Raw genomic sequence first — 17427 nt, forward strand, 5'->3', positions numbered from 1 at the left:
CGTCATCTACCCTTGTCGTCGCCGGATTGCCCCGGAGCCTTGCCTATCTCGTTCGCCGTCCGCAGCATCGTCTTGATCCCGGCCGCCAGACCGATCAGGACGAACACCACCATCAGGATCGGTGTCGTGCCGAACAGCGTGTCCAGCCCAAATCCGATCCCGAACCCGATGCCCAGTCCGGCCACCAGCTCGGTTACCATCCGCCATGCCAAGTTGGCCTGGCTGAAATGCTCCTCGCCGCGCGAGGCCTCTGGCGGTTCCACCTTCTGGCCCAATCGGGCCTCAAGCTGACGCAACCGCTCCGCGTCCCGGGCACGCGCGGCATCATGGTCGTCGTCTTCGGCCATGGCTCACACCCCCGTTATCGGTTGGCGAGGTGATAGGTGCTGCGGGGCTGCGAGTCAAGCTGATGGCCGCCCCTTCTAACATACTGTTTTTGTGTAATTTAGCGGCACCAGAATATCTCGGATTCCGCTACTTGCGGTGCGCGGGCAGATTGACCCATATTCAACCCAGCAGTTAAGTAAGGATCAGATGCCCGCCTTAGGCCCAAGTCTCGACACCATCTTCGCCGCGCTCGCCGATCCGACGAGGCGCGCGATCTTGGGGATGTTGTTGGAGGACGACATGGCAGTGACGGATGTCGCCGCCCCCTTCGAGGTCAGCCTGGCCGCCATATCGAAGCACCTTGCCGTGCTGGCGACAGCGGGTCTGATCCGGCAAGAGCGTCGTGGCCGCATCATATGGTGCAAGCTCGACCCGGATGGATTGCGTAGCGCCTCTATCTGGATGCAGGGATTCGGCCAGTTCGATCCGATCGACCTCGACGATTTCGAACGCTTCCTGGTGGCCGAGCTTGAGACTGCCCCCGCAGAAACGCCGGGGCAATCCTGAACGCTCACTTCACCTTGATGCGGCCGTCCAGCACCGGGGCGAAATCCGACCCCTGACGCGCAAGATATTCCGCCAACACATCTGCAAGGTCGGGTCCGAAGTCATAGGCTTCTGTCGCGTTGGTGGCGAAGACCTTGTAGCCGTCCCCGCCCGCGCGCATGTAATTGTTCGACACCACGCCATAGACCTTGTCCGGCTCGATTGGCGCCCAGCCATCCCCATCCTTGACTTCGATATCGGAAATCCGCTTTCCGACTTCGGCAGCGGGATCGACTGTCAACCGCAAGCCGGCCACCTGGGCGAAGCGGCCCGCCTTGTCCTCATACTGGCTGGCTCCATTCTCCAGCGCCGCGACGATGTCCGCACCTTTCAAGCGAAACGTCGACAGCGTATTCTGGAACGGCAGTACCGAAAGCACCTCGCCCATCGTGACCGGACCCGCGTCGATTGAAGCGCGCAGGCCCCCGCCATTGGCGATGGCAATGGTAATGCCCTGTCCCTTTACCCGCTCCAGCATGGCGTCGGCGACCACAACGCCCATCTCGCATTCGCGCTGACGGCAGGTTTCCCGACCGCCGTCGATTGGAGCCTTTGTTTCGGCCACCAGCTTTTGCTTCAACTCCTCGATCGGCGCGGCCATTTCCTTGACCCGCGCAGCGATCGCGGCGTCCTGCGGGACCGAGTTGTCCAGGACGATCGGCGCGCCCTCAGCCTTGATAAGCTTGCCGCTGTCGTCCCATGTCAGGATCAGATGACCAAGGTACTTGCCATAGGCATAGGCGGTGGCGACCGGAACCATTGTCCCGTCGGCAGCCTTGACCAGCGTCGGATAAGGCCCCTCCGCCCCGTCCATTTCACCCAACAGGGTATGACTGTGCCCGCCGATCACGGCGTCGACACCCGCCACCTTCGCGGCGATTTCCTGATCGCGGCGATATCCTTCATGAGTCAGCGCGATGATCTTGTCGATACCGGCACCGGTCAGTTCGGCCACGTCCCCCTTCAGGCTCTCCAGGTCGTCCTGAAAGATCACCTTGTCCCCGGGTGAGGAAGTCTCCGGCGTGTCCATCGCCAGCGCAGACACGATCCCGATCTTGTCGCCGCCAACGTCAAGCGTCAGTGCGCCGCCGACCTTGCCCTTCAGCTCGGGCGACTGCGACACGTCGAGATTGCCCGAGACCACCGGGAACTTCACACCTTCGGCCAGTAAATGCAGACCCGCGGGGCCATCGTCGAATTCGTGATTGCCGACGGCCATTGCGTCAAAACCGATCGTGTTCATGAACTCGACCGTGTCCTTGCCCTTGTAGGTCGTATAGAAAAGGCTGCCCTGATACTGGTCACCCGCATCCAGTACGACGACATTCTGGCCTTCGCCCCGCAGCTTGTCGCGCATCTCGTTGATCTTTGTGGCAAGGCGCGCGACGCCGCCAAAGCATTCGCCCTTTGCCTCTGTCTCGGCGTCGCAGGTGGCATCCGACTTGTTGATCGGCTCGATCCGGCTGTGAAAGTCGTTGATATGCAGGACATGCAGCGTGAAATCCGCATGGGCAGCACCAGCGCCAAGCGCCGTCATCGCCGCCGTCAGGAAGAACCAGCGTCTCATCATTTTCTCTCGCCACCTGTAATTGGACGAGGGCAGCTTCGGGGAAGGTCTTTCGCGCGTCAACAACCGCGCATCCTTCGGACTTGACGCGGCCCCGAAGCGCAGCGCATGAACCGCGCCATGCTGGCGTATAAAATCTTTCGTGCTTCCGAATTCGAGGCGTTCTGTCGGGACGGCCGCAGCCTTGGCGCTCCGGTCGATCTGGCCGATGGCTATATCCATCTTTCCACAGCGGCGCAGGTTCCCGGAACACTGGCCAAGCATTTCGCAGGCCAGGCCGGTCTGCAACTGCTGGCCGTGGACACCGCCAAACTTGATGTACTGAAATGGGAAGCTTCGCGCGGGGGCGATCTGTTTCCGCATCTTTACCGAGAATTGCGTGAAGCGGATGTGCTGTGGAGCCGTGAGATCCATTCCGGACCAGCGGGACATGTGACCGGAGACCTCTCGTGAAGCTGTTCGAACGCCTTGGCGTCGCTGCCCTCCATTCGCTGGACCCCGAACGGGCGCATGATCTTTCGATCCTTGCCCTTGAACGCGGGCTGGTGCCACTGACGGGCGCGCCCTTCACATCCCCGCACTTGCGGACGCAGATCGCCGGTCTGGACCTGCCCAATCCTGTCGGTCTTGCCGCCGGTTACGACAAGAACGCGCGCGCTGTCTCGGCGCTGATGCGGGCGGGATTCGGTTTCATCGAGGTCGGCGCTGCAACGCCCCGCCCGCAATCCGGCAATCCGAAACCCCGGCTGTTCCGGTTGTCCGAAGACCGCGCCATCATCAACCGCTTCGGTTTCAACAACCAGGGGGCCGAAGCCATTGCCGCGCGCCTTGCGCGCCGCAGCCCCACTTATCCGCAAGCAATTCCAGTGGGTCTGAATATCGGCGCCAACAAGGACAGCCAGGACAAGAGCGCGGATTTCGCGACCGTCGTGCGCATGGCTGGCGATAGTGCGGACTTCCTGACGGTGAACGTCTCGTCTCCGAACACCGAAAAGCTGCGCGACCTGCAGGGCCCCGAGGCGCTTGCCGCCCTGCTGGACGGGGTCATTGCCGCAAGGGACGCGCTGACTCGCCGACCCCCGGTCTTCGTGAAGATCGCTCCCGATCTTTCGGACGCCGACCTGGCCGACATTGCCTCGGTCGTGACGGCTGGCCGCATCGACGGCGTCATCGCGACGAATACCACGCTCAGCCGTGATGGGATTTCATCAGTTCACGCAACCCAGACAGGCGGGTTGTCAGGAACGCCGCTGATGAAGCGATCCACGCATGTCTTGGCCCGCCTCAGCCAGTTGACCCAAGGAAAGATGCCGATCATCGGCGTAGGCGGGATCGGCTCGGTCGAGGATGCCTGGCAGAAAATCCGCGCAGGCGCATCGGCAATTCAGTTGTACTCGGCGCTGATCTATCAGGGATTTTCGCTGGCTGACGAGATTGCGCGGGGGCTGGATGACCGGCTGCGGCGTGAAAACATCACTCCGGCCGAACTGACCGGCAGCGGGCGGCAGGACTGGCTGTAATCAGAACAGCCCGTCATGCCCCAGCAGCTGGTTCATCGTATTCGACGGATCGCTGCAACCGGCATCGCCAACGATGCGGGCAGGCACGCCCGCAACGGTCTTGCAGGGAGGAACCTCGCTCAGCACGACAGATCCAGCCGCGATACGCGAATGGTGGCCGACCTTGATGTTGCCAAGAACCTTCGCCCCGGCGCCGATCATGACGCCATTCCCGATCTTCGGGTGTCGGTCGCCATCTTCCTTGCCAGTGCCGCCCAGCGTCACCGAATGCAGCATCGACACGTCATTGCCCACCACCGCGGTCTCGCCGATGACGATCGAATGGGCATGGTCGATCATGACTCCGGTGCCAATGCGCGCCGCAGGGTGGATATCGACGCCGAAAACTTCCGAGCAGCGCATCTGCACGAAATAGGCCATGTCGCGGCGTCCCTGCTGCCACAGCCAATGACCGATGCGATAGGACTGCAATGCCTGATAGCCCTTGAAGAACAGGATCGGCTGCATCAGGCGATGGGTCGCGGGATCGCGGTCATAGACGGCAAGCAGGTCAGCCTGCGCGGCCAACGCAAGCTCAGGCGAGCGCGCGAACGCGTCATCCGCGATTTCCCGCAGGATTTGCTCGCTCATCTCGCGCGACGCCAGCTTCAGCGAAAATCGATAGGCCAGCGCCGCTTCGAACGTCGCGTGGTGCAACAGCCCGGCATGGATCAGCGCGCCAAGCAATGGCTCGTCGCGAACGGCGATGCGTGCCTCACGCTGGATCCGTGCCCAGACCGAGACGCGGGAATTGTCACGCGTCTCGTCGACTTGCGGTTCGACCAGGTCCTTGTGCAGGTTCATGTCAGGGCGTCCGTCAGCTTGCTCATACCCAGTCTTAGCGCAAACGACGGATGGCCGAAAGGGTCGGTCAGTCCGGAAGCCTCAATTCCCGCCAGTGAACGACGATGCGCACCTTGCCCGTGGCGAACTGCCCGCCCACCGCCGTCAGGCGCAGTGGCGAAGGCGTCCAGTAGGTCATTGGCGCCCCCAGGATGCCCCGAGACCATGACGCCGCAGATTTTCCCAGATCTTCGCCAAAGCGGTTCACCGCATCGGAATGCCCCAACGACCACGATGTCAGGCTGCCGGTGATCGCCGTCAGGACCCGCGCGGTGGCCCCGACCACCATCACGCCCGACGGGATCGCCATGGACGTCGTCACCGTCGCCCCGGACTGGATGGTGACATCTTCACTTGCCTGACCGACCAGCATCCCGGCACCATGCTGTCCAAGGCTAAGTGCCCCCGCGACCCAGTTCGTCCCGTCGTGGATCGCGGTGACGCCACGATCCACGATCATCGCCCTCCGACCAAATCGTGGCCGGACAAAGACCCATCCGCCATTCACCCCGATCGCGACCTTGCCGGCCTGACCTTCCCAAGCGTTGACAGCCCCGCTGGGGATAGCCCAGCACAACCCTTTCGACGACAGGAGTCGGCGGGGTCGTGCGACTGATGCTCTGCAGCACCAGATCGACCGCGCCATCCAGCCGCACCAGCGCGTCATTGACCGTGACGTGCTTCTGCGCCTGCGCTGGCAACAGCAAAGGCAGTTCCAGATTCGAAGTCGCGTTGTCAGCCGTTGATGACCATCCTTGCATGGGGTCCGGCCCCGAAAACTTCAGACAATTGAGCAATCTCGACCGCAAACGCCCCGCCCGAGACTGCCGCGTTCCAGCTTTCCGCCGGAACATTCCATTGCGGCGCGTCCAGCACCGCCTCCAGAAGTATCGCGCCGTTCCTAACCAGCCTGGCGGCGTACTGTTCCCGCGCTTCGCCCAAAGGCACGTCCGGACCTTCCCAGCCATCTCCCTCGATCCGCGTTCGCCGGATCCAACTGATCCGGTTGCCGGAAACCGAGAGGTGGCATGGCGTCCAGGGCCGCAGCTCGGCCCCCCTGTACGCGCCTGACAGCGCCCGATAGCTGGGATCATCAGGACTGCGCAGCGCAGGACCTATCCGCCAATAGCGCATCTGGTTGCGTGCGCTGGGGGGCAGATCGACCTGGCTGGCCGCGCCATCCAGCAACACGACCACACTTTCCGCGGCCCAGACCTCGGGGATGAAGGCATCCGTCCCTGCCTGCCCCCTCAACCTGGTCGAGATCTCCCAGATCCCGGCGCCCAACAGCTTCGCGTCGCGGAACTGCAAAAGCTCCCACCCTTCGGCGGAACCGTCGCCGATGGCCAGCAGGTTCGCGCCGCCCAACAGCGCAGTCTCACTCACGGAACCGATGTCGCCGCCCTTTAACTTGAGTCGTAGCGGCGGACCCAGGTCCCACACCCCCGGTCGCGCACGGGACAGGGGTTCAAGCGTCACTCCCATGACAGAGCCGCTTTCGAGCGTGATGTTGCGGGCGTAGCCTCCGCTTTTCTCCGGCGCGGCCCAGACAGCCACGCTGCCCGGCCAGGGTGTGGCTGCAACAGCAAGGTGAGGCGCATGGGGCTCCTCGTCGCCTCGCATCAGTGGCAGGTCAAGAAACACCGGCCACACCGGAACGGGTGGCACGAAAGCTCGTTGGCTGACATCCTCGTCGGACCCTTGAGTCGGGCGATAGACCCCCGGCTCTACCCGGACAGCCTCGACATTCAGTGTTGAGGCCCGCTCGATACGGTCGATCCGCCAGCGCCGGGCCAAGCTTGCACCATCGCCCAGCTCGACTACATCCCCCGGTCCCAGGTGGCCAAGCGACGGAGGCAAGGCGAAACGCACCGTTTCGCCCGAAACCATAGCCTCGGATAGCCAACGATCCGCAATGGCGCGCCCCTCGGCAGGGGTCAGCACCAGCGGCAACTCGCTGTCCGAGGCGGTTTGCAACTCCGCGCCCGCCGCGATCGTCTCGGCCGTCCGGGTGGCATAATCCGCGCCAGCCTCGATGTGGCTCAGACGGGATCCTTCCCGCCAGCTCCGCAACCGCGGCTCGCGCGAATTCCGGTGCCGCCGTTTCCTCGGACAGCGCGATGTCAGCGGCATCCAGCCGCGCGTCGACCCTTGCGTCCCGCATCAGGAACCGCAACACGCCGTCCCGTTCGACCGCATCGAAGCCATGGGCCAGCATCAGCCCCTGCAAAGCTGCACGGGCAGTGTCCGCGCCCGGTACCACATAGCCGCGCACCAACCCCGAAAGAGGCTCGGCATCGAAGGCATCGACACCCGCGACCCGGCAAATCTCGGCCACGACATCAGCCAGGGGAATCGCGCCCGCACGGCCATTCAGCCAGTGGCCGTGCTCCCACGCAGGGCCGTCCAACCAAAGATCAGTCCGCGCGGGAAAAGCCGGATAGGGGCGTGCGTCCCAGCACCAGACATGGGCGCGGTCCATCTCGACCATCCGGCCCGATGCCATCCTGCCGTACCTTTGCCTTGGCGGGTTGTTCGCCGGATCGCCCCAATGCTCGGTCACGGCACGGACATATGCCGCCTGCACCAGATCATCGCGCCGACCGGTCGAGAAATAGGGCAGCGAGGATTCCGAACTCATCGCATCCAGAAACTTGTTGGGCTGGTTCGTCGCCTTGTCCAGCGCCGCGCACCCCATCTCGGTGAACCACACGGGTTTTGAGCCGGGCACCCATGGGCTCGCGGCGGCCTGCCTGGTTCCGTCGATCCGATCGTGGTGCTCGTTCAACCACCAGCCGCGAATGTCCTTGTATCGCCACAACCAATGTTCATGGAACAGGCCATCCCGGATGGGGCTGCGACGCTGCGCCTGCCGATCCTCATCGCTCGCATAGTACCAGTCGAAACCCTCGCCCCCGGCGACGTTCGCACGCAGATAGGCCGGATTGTCGATGCGCTCCCAATGCGCGTCCAGATGATCTTCGCCTTCGCGCCAATCGGAAAGCGGCATGTAATTGTCGATACCGATGAAGTCGATATTCTCGTCTGCCCAAAGCGGGTCCAGGTGAAAGAACACATCACCATTCGCGGGATGATAGCCGAAATACTCCGACCAGTCGGCAGCATAGCCGATCTTGACCTCATTCCCCAGGATCGAGCGAACGTCGGCGGCCAGCCGACGCAGTTCGACAACGGCGGGAAAACTGCGACTCCGCCCCTGGATCTGGGTCAGGCCGACCATCTCCGAACCGATCAAAAAAGTATCGATCCCTCCCGCCACCGAACACAGATGGGCGTAATGCAGGATGAACCGGCGATAGGACCATTCGACAGGCCCCGAATAGGTGATCTCCTCATCAGCGCGTTCAAAATCCGTCACCGAGGCCTTGCCGAAGAAGCGCGCGACTTCCGCCTCGGCATCCGCCCCACCTGCCGGGCTGCCTTCGCGATCGGATGCGATGCTGGTCGTGATCCGGCCACGCCAGGGCATCACGGGTTGATCAGCCGAACCGGTCCAAGGATCAGGCTTCCCGTTTCCGGGCAACTGCTCCATCAGGATGAACGGATAGAACACGGCCTTGCGGCCACTGCCCGCAATCTCCCTCAAAGCCTCGATGACGGACCCGTCTGAGGGCGTGCCCCCGTTCACCGGACGGCCATCAATCCGCGCGACCTCGGCAGCATCGCTCCGACCAATCCCCCCGGCACGCCAAGGCATTTCATGCCCGTCGCGGGTCACGTCTTCGACCTTGGGCTGGACCTTGCATTCACCGACCCGCAGATCGTCGCCGAACCAGGACACCACCATCGACACCGATCCGACATCGGGCAATTCGCGTCCAAGAATGCCCAGCGATGCCTGAAAATCCGACCGGGCCAACGCCGAGTTCCGATTGACGACCCGCGTCTCACCCAAGCCGTAGTCATAGCTGACGGGCGTCGTGGCCAACGAATATTCGCCCGTTCCCGGAATCATCGCAACGGCCCTGACCTGCCGGGACAAACCACGACCGGACTCTGCTCGGCGCGTTACCTCGAAACTCAGTTGGGGAACCCGGTTCCCCCAGCGGTCAAGCGCAAGAGCCTCCAGCACGACATAGGCCGTTCCGCGATAGGCCGGGGCATCCTCGCCTTCCTGCGCGACGATTGCAGGATCCGGCAGTTGCGTTTCATCGCCGGGATAGACGCGCATGTTCAGATCGTCGGGCGAGATTTCTTCGTCAGCGACACCGTATCCCGCGGCGACCAGACCACCCGGCCCGAGCCCGCCGCCAAAGCCACCACCTTGCCCGCCGCGCTGGCCTTCGCCTCGACCGCGGCGGCGGGCGCATCATCGCGCCCGAACCATCGAAACCCCATCGGGTCCTCCTGTCATCCATGAAAAAGGGGCCGCTTTCGCGACCCCTGCGACCCTTTTCCGATGATCCGCGGCTACAGCCCCCGCACCTGCGGTCGGCGGTAATGCAGCGCGGGCTCGATCATCAGCTCGTGCATCGCCCAGACCAGCGCATCCAGCCGGTCTGGCGATCCCCTGCCCTCATAGCCGCGGACGGTCATGCGGCACATCTGGTCCTCCAGCGCGCCAAGCCCCCGCAGGTGCCGCACCCGCCCCTGTTCGTAAAGCGCGGCGACCGGCTCGGCCCGCAGTCCCTTGCCGCGCCCAGCCCGCAGCGCGCGGAACGGCACCAGCGGATCGATCTGGCGCAGCACGCTTTCGATCAGGTCGCCCCCCTGGTTCACCTCGGCGACCATGCGTTCGGCCCCGTGACGCTCCATTGCGGCGATGGCGGCACGCGCCCAGTCGGTCGGACCGCCGCGGATGCTGGCATCCTCCAGCACCACGCCGCGCCACTCACCCGGTGCGCCGTCTGTACAGACACCGGCGACGACGATCCCGCATTCGTCCGAAGCCGCCCCGCCCGAGACCGACGGATCGACCGCGACGACCACCCGCGACAGCCTCGGCGACGCGTCGATCCGGCAGGATTCCAGCATCGCAGTGGTCCACAGCGCGCCCTCGACATCGTCCAGCAACAGCCCCTCAAGCTCCTGCCGGCCCAGCCGCGTGCCGCCATAGCGCGTCTCGACCTCGGCCAGGAAGCTTTCGGCCAGATAGGCACGGTTCGCCTCGGTCGGTGCGTGGGTGGTCACGGTCGAGGCATTGCCCAGAATCCGCTTCAGCACCGCGACATTACGGGGCGTGGTCGTGACCATCTGCTGCGGATGTTCGCCCAGCCGCAACGCGAATTGCAGCATGTCCCAGGTCTCCTCGGCCTTCTTCCACTTGGCCAGCTCATCGACCCATGCGGCATCGAATTGCGGCCCGCGCAGCGCCTCGGGCTCATGCGCCGAAAAGACCTGCGCCGTCGCCCCGTTCGGCCAGATCAGCCTGCGCCGCCCGGCTTCCCATGCCGGGCGGCGGTCGGGGGGCGAGCAGGCAAGGATGCCCGACTCGCCAAAGACCATGACATCGCGCGCCTGATCGAATGTCTCGCTGACCAGCGCGACACGGTGCGCCCGTCCCGGTGCATCGGGCGTCGCGCCCTCAACCTGCGAACGCACCCATTCGGACCCGGCGCGTGTCTTGCCCGCGCCGCGCCCACCCATGACCACCCAGGTCTTCCAGTCACCCTCGGGGGGCAGTTGGTGTGGCAGCGCCCAGAACTCGAACAGCCAGGGCAGGCTGGCCAGCGCATTGTCGCTCAGCCCCCCCAGGAATTCGTCAACCTCCTCCGGCGCGGCGCAGGCAAGCCAGCCTGCGCCCGACCTCATCGCGGGCTGCGACAAGGTCGAGCGTGCCTGCCCCGACCTGTCCGGCAGCATCCTTGCGAAGCTTGTCAACCTTGCTCCTTTCCTCCAGCACCATCTGGGCGGCGGCCCTCAGGTCGCGCACCAGCTTGCCGGATTCCTTCAGTTCATCTGTCTCGCCGGAGCTGATCTTTTCCCGCAGGCGGGTCAGGTCGGCCGCATAGGACCGGAACAACCCGTCCGCGATCTCCAGCACGCTCAAGTCAAGGTCGGACGCCGTGACGGCGCCGGCCACGAAAGGCCCTTCCGGTGCCTCTGGCCCCGGATCGAAACTCATCGTCATTTCCGTATCGCCCTGCCCTCGTGTGACTGTCCGCACGAGCGAGACATGAAAAAAGCGGCCCAAGGTCATCGACCCGGCCGCTTGCCCATTTCTCCCAGCATGTAATATTTCTACTTTAGGGCGTTCGCAATGTCAATAATAAACCCACGGTTGTGCAGCGCAGAGGATTTATCGCGCTAAATCAATCTATTGAAAGCGCAACGCCCCTGCGCTCGGCAAACGCAACGGGGCGGGAATCACCCCGCCCCGCTTCCGAAAAACTGGTCCTGCTTCAGTTGCCCTGCACCGGGGAAAGCGCCTGGCCCCGCTGCTTTTCGATCTCGCGCCAGCGGGCGACGTTCTGGTTATGCTCCTGCAGCGTCCGGGCAAAGGCGTGACCGCCCGAACCATCCGCGACGAAGAATACGAAATCCGTATCCTCGGGATCCATCGCCGCGTCGATCGAGGCACGACCCGGATTCGCGATCGGAGTCGGCGGCAGCCCCGGAATCTGATAGGTGTTATAGGGCGTGCGCCGGCGCAATTCCGATCCGCGGATGCCACGGTCCAGAACGCCCTCTCCCTTGGTGATGCCATAGATGACGGTGGGGTCCGTCTCCAGCCGCATCCCCTGCCGCATCCGGTTCACGAAGACGCTGGCGACCACGCGGCGCTCATCCGCGACCGCGGTTTCCTTCTCGATGATCGAGGCCATGGTCAACGCCTCTTCCGGCGTATCATAGGGCAGGCCCGGCTCGCGCTTTTCCCAGGCGGCGGCCAGATAGGTCGCCTGCCGCGCGGCCATGTCGGCCAGCAGCTCGCCACGGTCCGCGCCCTGCTGCACCTCATAGGTGTCGGGCGCAAGGCTGCCCTCGGCCGGCAATTTTGAGACATCGCCGCCCATGAACGGCACCTGTTTCAGGGCCTCGACGATCTGCCAGCTGGTGACGCCTTCGGCCACGGTGATGCGCAGCCGCGTGTCGGCAGAATTCTCGGCCGTGGCCAGCGCCTCGGGCGCGGGTTCGGTGGCGGGATTGTATTTCGCCTGCTCCATCATCTGCCCCGTCGCCGGGTCGATGTCGCGCAGCACCACGGCGTTTTCGCGCACGCCGACGCGCAGGATCACCTCGGTCCCACAGGTCGAGGGGCCGCCCGCCGACAAGACATCCACCACCTGCTCCATGGTGGAATGCGGCGGCACCAGCCACGAGCCGAATTTCAGCCCGCGCGAGCGGCCCTGATAATCGGTGCCCGCGCGGAAGATATAGCCATTCGAGACGACCCCCTGCGCGACCAGCTGGTCGCTGACCGCTGCCAGGCTGGCACCGGGCGCAATGCGGACGCATTGTGCGGTGGCGCTGGGACCGGGCGCGCTGTACTCGTGCTTGGCCCAGGCGATCGCCGCCGCAACGGCGACCAGGACCACGATCAGCAGCGTCAGGAGATTCGACGCGAAATGGCGCCAGATCATTCCGCGACGCGCCCCATCACCAGGCTGGCATTGGTCCCGCCGAAGCCGAAGCTGTTGGACAGGACATAATCCACCTTGCGACGGACAGCGGCATTGGCCGCCAGGTCGATCGCCGTGTCGCGCGCCGGATTGTCCAAGTTGATCGTCGGCGGGCAGATCTGGTCACGGATCGCCAGGATGCAGAAGATCGCCTCGACCGCGCCGGCCGCGCCCAGAAGGTGCCCGATGCTCGACTTGGTCGAAGACATCACGACGCCCCCGGCCGCATCGCCCAGCAGGCGCTCGACTGCGCCCAGTTCGATCACGTCGGCCATGGTCGAGGTGCCATGCGCGTTGATGTAATCAATGTCGGCCGCGTTCAGATTCGCGCGCTTCAGCGCTGCGGACATGCTGCGGAAACCACCATCGCCATCCTCGCTGGGGGCGGTGATGTGATAGGCGTCGCCCGACATGCCATAGCCCAGGATCTCGGCATAGATCTTGGCGCCGCGCGCCTTGGCGTGCTCGTATTCCTCAAGCACGACGACGCCCGCGCCCTCGCCCATGACGAAACCGTCGCGATCCTGGTCCCACGGGCGGCTGGCGGCCTTGGGATCATCCTCGCGCTTGGTCGACAGCGCCTTGCAGGCGTTGAAGCCCGCGACGCCGATCTCGCAGATCGGGCTTTCGGTGCCGCCTGCGACCATCACCTCGGCATCGCCCAGCGCGATCAGCCGCGCCGCGTCGCCGATGGCATGAGCGCCGGTCGAACAGGCCGTGACGACCGCGTGGTTCGGACCCTTGAAGCCGAACCGGATCGAGACCTGCCCCGACACCAGGTTGATCAGCGCGCCCGGAATGAAGAAGGGCGAAACCCGCTTCGGCCCGCGTTCCTTGATCAGCACGGCGGTTTCCGCGATCGAGGCAAGCCCCCCGATCCCCGAACCGATCATGACGCCGGTGCGTTCGAAATCTTCCTCGGTCTGCGGCTTCCAGCCGCTGTCCTCGACAGCCTGCGTGGCGGCGGCCATCCCGTACAGGATGAAATCATCGACCTTGCGGCGATCCTTGGGTTCCATCCAGTCGTCGGGATTGAAGGTCCCGTCGCTGCCGTCACCCATCGGAATCTCGCAGGCATATTTCGTGGTGACGTCCTTGGTGTCGAACCGCGTGATCGGCCCAGCCCCGGATTCCCCTGCCAGAAGGCGCTTCCAGGTCTCTTCGACCCCCGAGGCCAGCGGCGTGACCATCCCAAGGCCGGTGACGACAACTCTGCGCATAGACGGCTCCTTGACCCTCGCATAATCGGTCAGGTTCTACACGGGGGCCGCCTCTGGCGCAACGCCATGCCTTCAGCCCGCCCATCCCGCCACCACTTGCCCGCGCCGGACTTATCGGCCACACGCGGGACGCGAGCGCCACAGATGCCGCAATTCCCGCGATCCGGACCGTTGCGGCATTGAACAGACCTCGAATCCGCCTATGCTTCCGCTGGTCCTGCAAGCCAACAGAAAAGGACGAACCGGATGACGACAAAGACCAAGGCCAGTGCAGAAGCCGCAATGGACGAAATCAGAAGCGTAACCTCGGTGGTCCTGCCCGATCCGCCCCCCGCGCCGCCCCAGATCTCCGAGGCCGAAGCCGCCACGGCCGAGGAAATCCGCAAGCGAATTGCGGAAATCGACATGAAGGATACCGGCTCGATCGTCCATTTCGGCGCACGCGCCCAGAACGAGCTTCAGGAAATCAGCCAGGCCATGCTGGCGGACGTGAAGAACAAGGATGTCGGTCCGGCGGGAGAATCCCTGCGCGACATCGTGACCACGATCCGCGGCTTCTCGGCCAGCGAACTGGACGTGCGCCGCGAACGCAGCTGGTGGGAACGCCTGACCGGCCGCGCCGCCCCCTTTGCGAAATTCGTCGCCAATTACGAAGAGGTGCAGTCGCAGATCGACCGCATCGCCGCCGATCTGGACGGTCACCAGCACCGGCTGCTGAAGGACATCCGCTCGCTCGACCTGCTGTATGACCGCACGCTGGCCTTCTATGACGAACTCGCGCTGTATATCGCGGCCGGGGAAGAAAAGCTGGCCCAGATCGACGCCAGCGACATTCCCGCCCGGCAATCCGCGATCGACGCCGCGCCCGAGCCGGACAAGGTCATGGCCGCGCAGGAACTGCGCGACCTGCGCGCGGCCCGCGACGACCTGGAACGCCGCGTCCATGACCTGAAGCTGACGCGGCAGGTGACGATGCAGTCCCTGCCCTCGATCCGGCTGGTGCAGGAAAACGACAAGTCGCTGATTACCAAGATCAATTCTACTTTGGTCAACACGGTCCCGCTGTGGGAAACCCAGCTGGCCCAGACCGTCACGATCCAGCGCGGCGCCGAAGCCGCCCGTGCCGTGAAAGAGGCCAGCGACCTGACCAACGACCTGCTGACCGCCAATGCGCGCAACCTGCGCCAGGCCAATGCCAGCATCCGTACCGAGGTCGAGCGTGGCGTCTTTGACATCGACGCCATACGCGCCGCCAATGCCGAACTGATCGCCACCATCGAGGACAGCCTGCGCATCGCCGACGAAGGCAAGGCCCGCCGCGCCGCCGCCGAGGAAGAGCTGACCACGATGGAAGGCCAGCTTCGCCGGGCGCTGTCCTCCTCCAGCGCCTCCCCCTCCCCGACGCCATCTGCCTCCCCAGGACAACCGTGACCGCAAGCCTTTCTCTCGATCCCCGCCGCCCCGTCGCGCGCGCTGGTCTGACCGCCCCACGCCTTGTTCCGGCAGCGCTTGTGCTGGCGCTGCTTGCGGCCTGTTCCGAACCTGCCCCGGCCCCGGAAAACCCACCCGCGATCGACGCCGCGGCGCCTTTGCCCCGTCCCGACCGGACCGAGGCAACACAGGCCGCCCTGCGTCGGGACCGGGCCGATCGGGCACGCGCCGATGCCGCAGCTGCCGCCGCAGCGGCCGAAACGCCCGCCAGCCGCAACATGCGCAACTATCTGGCCAGCGTCGAAGAGGCGCTGATCGCGCGCGGGCTGATGCGGACCGACAGCGGCAACGAAATCGCGCTGACGCCCGAGCGTCTGACAGAAGACTTCGTCCAGATCGCACTGCATGACGAATATGTGCGCGACGGTGGCAAGCTCGTCTCGCGCAGCACGCCCGCGCCATTGCGGCGCTGGGACCAGCCCGTGCGGATGCGGATCGAATTCGGCCCCTCGGTCGCGCCGAACCAGCGCAGCCGCGACCGGGCCGACATCGCTGCCTATGCCGCCCGGCTTGAGGCCGCGTCCGGGCACCGCGTCGGACTTGGCACGGTCGAGGGGAACTTCACCGTCCTGATCCTCAGCGAGGATGAGCGCCGCCAGATCGGACCGCGCCTTGCCGCGCTTGTGCCCGGCATCCCCGACAGCGACATCCGCGCATTGATCGAACTTGCGCCGCAGAACTATTGCACGGTCTTCGCCTATTCGCGCGGAAGCTCGACCACCTATGACCAGGCGGTGGCGCTGATCCGCAGCGAAACGCCCGCCCGGATGCGCCGCTCGTGCTTCAACGAAGAGTTGGCACAGGGCCTGGGACTGGCCAATGACAGCCCGATGGTGCGCCCCTCGATCTTCAACGATGACGAGGAATTCGCCTATCTGACCCGGCATGACGAGTTGCTGCTGAAGATCCTGTACGATCCCCGCCTGCGCCCCGGCATGACCGAGGTCGAGGCGCGCCCCATCGTCCTGCAGATCGCGCGCGAGTTGCTGGGCACCGATGCGTGATCCCGCACTGCCCGGCCCGGCAAGGGCTTGACGCTGCGCCGTTGCGGCGCAGTATCGGGTGACGCGAGATCGGCGAAAGGGGTTGCCATGTCCTTGCTGAACATCCTTGGCGGCGAGTTCATCGAGATCATCGAATGGACCGACGACAGCCGTGACACGATGGTCTATCGCTTTCCGACCGTCGGGCGGGCCATCAAGTACGGCGCAAAGCTGACCGTGCGCGAAGGCCAGTCCGCGGTCTTCATCCATGAAGGTCAGCTTGCCGATGTCTTCGGCCCCGGCCTCTACATGCTGGAAACCAACAACCTGCCGATCCTGACGCGGATCCAGCATTGGGACCACGGCTTCCGCAGCCCCTTCAAGTCCGAGATTTATTTCGTCAACACCACCCGTTTCAACGACCTGAAATGGGGCACCAAGAACCCGGTCATCGCACGCGACCCGGAATTCGGCCCGGTGCGCATCCGCGCCTTCGGGACCTATTCGATGCGCGTGACCGATCCCGGCAAGTTCATGACGGAGATCGTGGGCACCGACGGGGAATTCACCAAGGACGAGATCAGCTTCCAGCTGCGCAACATCATCGTGCAGGAATTCTCGCGCATGATCGCGGCATCGGGCATTCCCGTCCTCGACATGGCGGCCAATACCGACCAGTTCGGCAAGCTTGTCGCAAAGGCGATCAGCCCCACCGTCGCGGAATACGGGCTGACCATCCCTGAGTTCTATATCGAGAATATCAGCCTGCCGGACGAGGTGGAGAAGATGCTCGACAAGCGCACCTCGATGGGAATCGTCGGCGACCTTGACCGCTTCAGCCAATATGCCGCGTCCGAAGCGATGCTGAACGCCTCGACCCAGGCGGGCGGCATGGGCGCCGGGATCGGGGCAGGTCTTGGCGCGGGCCTTGGCGCGGCAATGGGCCAGCGTGGCGGGCCGTGGGGTGCTGCGCCCCAGCAGGCGGCGCCGTCGCCACAGACCCCGCCGCCGCTGCAGTCCGAAAAGGTCTGGCACATCGCCATCGATGGCCAGGCCGACGGGCCCTATGGCCGCGCCCATCTGGGCCGCCTTGCGCGCGAAGGCAAGTTCGACCGCGACACGCTGGTCTGGACGCCCGGACAGGACGGCTGGAAGCCTGCGGACGAGGTCGCAGAGCTTGCGCAGCTGTTCACCATCGCGCCTCCGCCCCCGCCGCCGCCCATTCCGAAGCAGGACGGCTGAGCGCGCCTG

Annotated in this window: 15 protein-coding genes and 3 pseudogenes; 6 read left to right on the forward strand and 12 right to left on the reverse strand. The window is 64.8% G+C overall.

What is annotated here, in order from left to right:
• Positions 1 to 2: 2 nt before the first annotated feature.
• Complete coding sequence (locus tag ACO2Q4_RS08015; protein WP_311758589.1) at positions 3 to 347, reverse strand: AtpZ/AtpI family protein; 345 nt, start codon at positions 345 to 347, stop codon at positions 3 to 5.
• Between the two features lie 187 nt (positions 348 to 534).
• Here ACO2Q4_RS08015 and ACO2Q4_RS08020 point away from each other — a divergent pair, with 187 nt between their 5' ends.
• Positions 535 to 894 carry an ArsR/SmtB family transcription factor gene (locus ACO2Q4_RS08020; protein ID WP_423318505.1) on the forward strand — a complete coding sequence of 120 codons (360 nt, stop codon included), beginning with the start codon at positions 535 to 537 and terminating at the stop codon, positions 892 to 894.
• A 4-nt stretch (positions 895 to 898) separates the two neighbouring features.
• Here ACO2Q4_RS08020 and ACO2Q4_RS08025 read toward each other — a convergent pair whose 3' ends face one another.
• Positions 899 to 2500 carry a bifunctional metallophosphatase/5'-nucleotidase gene (locus ACO2Q4_RS08025; protein WP_423318507.1) on the reverse strand — a complete coding sequence of 534 codons (1602 nt, stop codon included), beginning with the start codon at positions 2498 to 2500 and terminating at the stop codon, positions 899 to 901.
• Between the two features lie 120 nt (positions 2501 to 2620).
• On the opposite strand from ACO2Q4_RS08025, the gene ACO2Q4_RS08030 reads away from it, so the two are divergent.
• Both ACO2Q4_RS08030 and ACO2Q4_RS08035 read left to right on the forward strand, forming a co-directional pair.
• The gene (locus ACO2Q4_RS08030) at positions 2621 to 2953 is read left to right on the forward strand and encodes a DUF952 domain-containing protein (RefSeq protein ID WP_311758757.1); all 333 of its coding nucleotides are present in this window, start codon (positions 2621 to 2623) and stop codon (positions 2951 to 2953) included.
• Positions 2950 to 4020 carry a quinone-dependent dihydroorotate dehydrogenase gene (locus tag ACO2Q4_RS08035; RefSeq protein WP_395132795.1) on the forward strand — a complete coding sequence of 357 codons (1071 nt, stop codon included), beginning with the start codon at positions 2950 to 2952 and terminating at the stop codon, positions 4018 to 4020. The genes ACO2Q4_RS08030 and ACO2Q4_RS08035 overlap by 4 nt, the downstream gene beginning before the upstream one ends.
• Here the strand turns inward: ACO2Q4_RS08035 and cysE are convergent, their stop codons facing one another.
• The 10 genes and pseudogenes from cysE to fabF all read right to left on the reverse strand — a co-directional run bounded on the left by cysE (position 4021) and on the right by fabF (position 13702).
• Positions 4021 to 4863, reverse strand: coding sequence for a serine O-acetyltransferase (gene cysE / locus ACO2Q4_RS08040; RefSeq protein ID WP_311758585.1), 843 nt, complete (start codon positions 4861 to 4863; stop codon positions 4021 to 4023).
• Positions 4864 to 4930: 67 nt separating this feature from the next.
• Positions 4931 to 5362, reverse strand: a complete 432-nt coding sequence (locus tag ACO2Q4_RS08045) for a hypothetical protein (RefSeq protein WP_423318670.1) — start codon at positions 5360 to 5362, stop codon at positions 4931 to 4933.
• 9 nt (positions 5363 to 5371) lie between these two features.
• A pseudogene (locus ACO2Q4_RS08050) lies at positions 5372 to 5569 on the reverse strand (DUF2793 domain-containing protein); the annotation flags it as partial.
• A 68-nt stretch (positions 5570 to 5637) separates the two neighbouring features.
• On the reverse strand, positions 5638 to 7035 hold the full coding sequence (locus ACO2Q4_RS08055; protein WP_423318510.1) for a phage tail protein: 1398 nt from the start codon (positions 7033 to 7035) through the stop codon (positions 5638 to 5640).
• Positions 7013 to 9094, reverse strand: a pseudogene (locus ACO2Q4_RS08060) (baseplate multidomain protein megatron); the annotation flags it as partial. The pseudogene ACO2Q4_RS08060 and the gene ACO2Q4_RS08055, both read right to left, overlap by 23 nt.
• Before the next feature lie 23 nt (positions 9095 to 9117).
• A pseudogene (locus tag ACO2Q4_RS08065) lies at positions 9118 to 9261 on the reverse strand (phage portal protein); the annotation flags it as partial.
• A gap of 72 nt (positions 9262 to 9333) precedes the next feature.
• On the reverse strand, positions 9334 to 10674 hold the full coding sequence (locus ACO2Q4_RS08070; RefSeq protein ID WP_423318667.1) for a DNA-packaging protein: 1341 nt from the start codon (positions 10672 to 10674) through the stop codon (positions 9334 to 9336).
• The gene (locus ACO2Q4_RS08075; protein WP_311758582.1) at positions 10625 to 10987 is read right to left on the reverse strand and encodes a permease; all 363 of its coding nucleotides are present in this window, start codon (positions 10985 to 10987) and stop codon (positions 10625 to 10627) included. The genes ACO2Q4_RS08070 and ACO2Q4_RS08075 overlap by 50 nt, the downstream gene beginning before the upstream one ends.
• A gap of 277 nt (positions 10988 to 11264) precedes the next feature.
• A complete protein-coding gene (gene mltG / locus ACO2Q4_RS08080; protein ID WP_423318512.1) occupies positions 11265 to 12443 on the reverse strand; it encodes an endolytic transglycosylase MltG in 1179 nt (392 codons plus the stop codon).
• Entirely contained in the window at positions 12440 to 13702 is a 1263-nt protein-coding gene (gene fabF / locus ACO2Q4_RS08085; RefSeq protein ID WP_311758580.1) for a beta-ketoacyl-ACP synthase II, read from the reverse strand. The genes mltG and fabF overlap by 4 nt, the downstream gene beginning before the upstream one ends.
• Positions 13703 to 13948: 246 nt before the next feature.
• Between fabF and ACO2Q4_RS08090 the strand changes: the two genes are divergently transcribed.
• The 3 genes from ACO2Q4_RS08090 to ACO2Q4_RS08100 all read left to right on the forward strand — a co-directional run bounded on the left by ACO2Q4_RS08090 (position 13949) and on the right by ACO2Q4_RS08100 (position 17418).
• Positions 13949 to 15133 (forward strand): toxic anion resistance protein, encoded by a 1185-nt coding sequence (locus ACO2Q4_RS08090; RefSeq protein WP_423318514.1) that lies wholly within the window; start codon positions 13949 to 13951, stop codon positions 15131 to 15133.
• Positions 15130 to 16197 (forward strand): DUF2927 domain-containing protein, encoded by a 1068-nt coding sequence (locus tag ACO2Q4_RS08095; RefSeq protein ID WP_423318516.1) that lies wholly within the window; start codon positions 15130 to 15132, stop codon positions 16195 to 16197. The genes ACO2Q4_RS08090 and ACO2Q4_RS08095 overlap by 4 nt, the downstream gene beginning before the upstream one ends.
• Positions 16198 to 16284: 87 nt before the next feature.
• Complete coding sequence (locus tag ACO2Q4_RS08100) at positions 16285 to 17418, forward strand: SPFH domain-containing protein (RefSeq protein WP_311758577.1); 1134 nt, start codon at positions 16285 to 16287, stop codon at positions 17416 to 17418.
• The last annotated feature ends 9 nt before the right edge of the window (positions 17419 to 17427 follow it).

It is taken from the genome of Paracoccus sp. KR1-242, assembly GCF_049446195.1.
Taxonomy (GTDB): Bacteria; Pseudomonadota; Alphaproteobacteria; order Rhodobacterales; family Rhodobacteraceae; genus Paracoccus; species Paracoccus broussonetiae.

Coding starts and splice junctions, on each gene's coding strand:
- ACO2Q4_RS08015 (WP_311758589.1), bottom strand. CDS start 347: ATGGCCGAAGACGACGACCATGATGCCGCGCGTGCCCGGGACGCGGAG.
- ACO2Q4_RS08020 (WP_423318505.1), top strand. CDS start 535: ATGCCCGCCTTAGGCCCAAGTCTCGACACCATCTTCGCCGCGCTCGCC.
- ACO2Q4_RS08025 (WP_423318507.1), bottom strand. CDS start 2,500: ATGAGACGCTGGTTCTTCCTGACGGCGGCGATGACGGCGCTTGGCGCT.
- ACO2Q4_RS08030 (WP_311758757.1), top strand. CDS start 2,621: ATGCTGGCGTATAAAATCTTTCGTGCTTCCGAATTCGAGGCGTTCTGT.
- cysE (WP_311758585.1), bottom strand. CDS start 4,863: ATGAACCTGCACAAGGACCTGGTCGAACCGCAAGTCGACGAGACGCGT.
- ACO2Q4_RS08045 (WP_423318670.1), bottom strand. CDS start 5,362: ATGATCGTGGATCGTGGCGTCACCGCGATCCACGACGGGACGAACTGG.
- ACO2Q4_RS08055 (WP_423318510.1), bottom strand. CDS start 7,035: ATGCCGCTGACATCGCGCTGTCCGAGGAAACGGCGGCACCGGAATTCG.
- ACO2Q4_RS08070 (WP_423318667.1), bottom strand. CDS start 10,674: ATGAGGTCGGGCGCAGGCTGGCTTGCCTGCGCCGCGCCGGAGGAGGTT.
- ACO2Q4_RS08075 (WP_311758582.1), bottom strand. CDS start 10,987: ATGAGTTTCGATCCGGGGCCAGAGGCACCGGAAGGGCCTTTCGTGGCC.
- mltG (WP_423318512.1), bottom strand. CDS start 12,443: ATGATCTGGCGCCATTTCGCGTCGAATCTCCTGACGCTGCTGATCGTG.
- fabF (WP_311758580.1), bottom strand. CDS start 13,702: ATGCGCAGAGTTGTCGTCACCGGCCTTGGGATGGTCACGCCGCTGGCC.
- ACO2Q4_RS08090 (WP_423318514.1), top strand. CDS start 13,949: ATGACGACAAAGACCAAGGCCAGTGCAGAAGCCGCAATGGACGAAATC.
- ACO2Q4_RS08100 (WP_311758577.1), top strand. CDS start 16,285: ATGTCCTTGCTGAACATCCTTGGCGGCGAGTTCATCGAGATCATCGAA.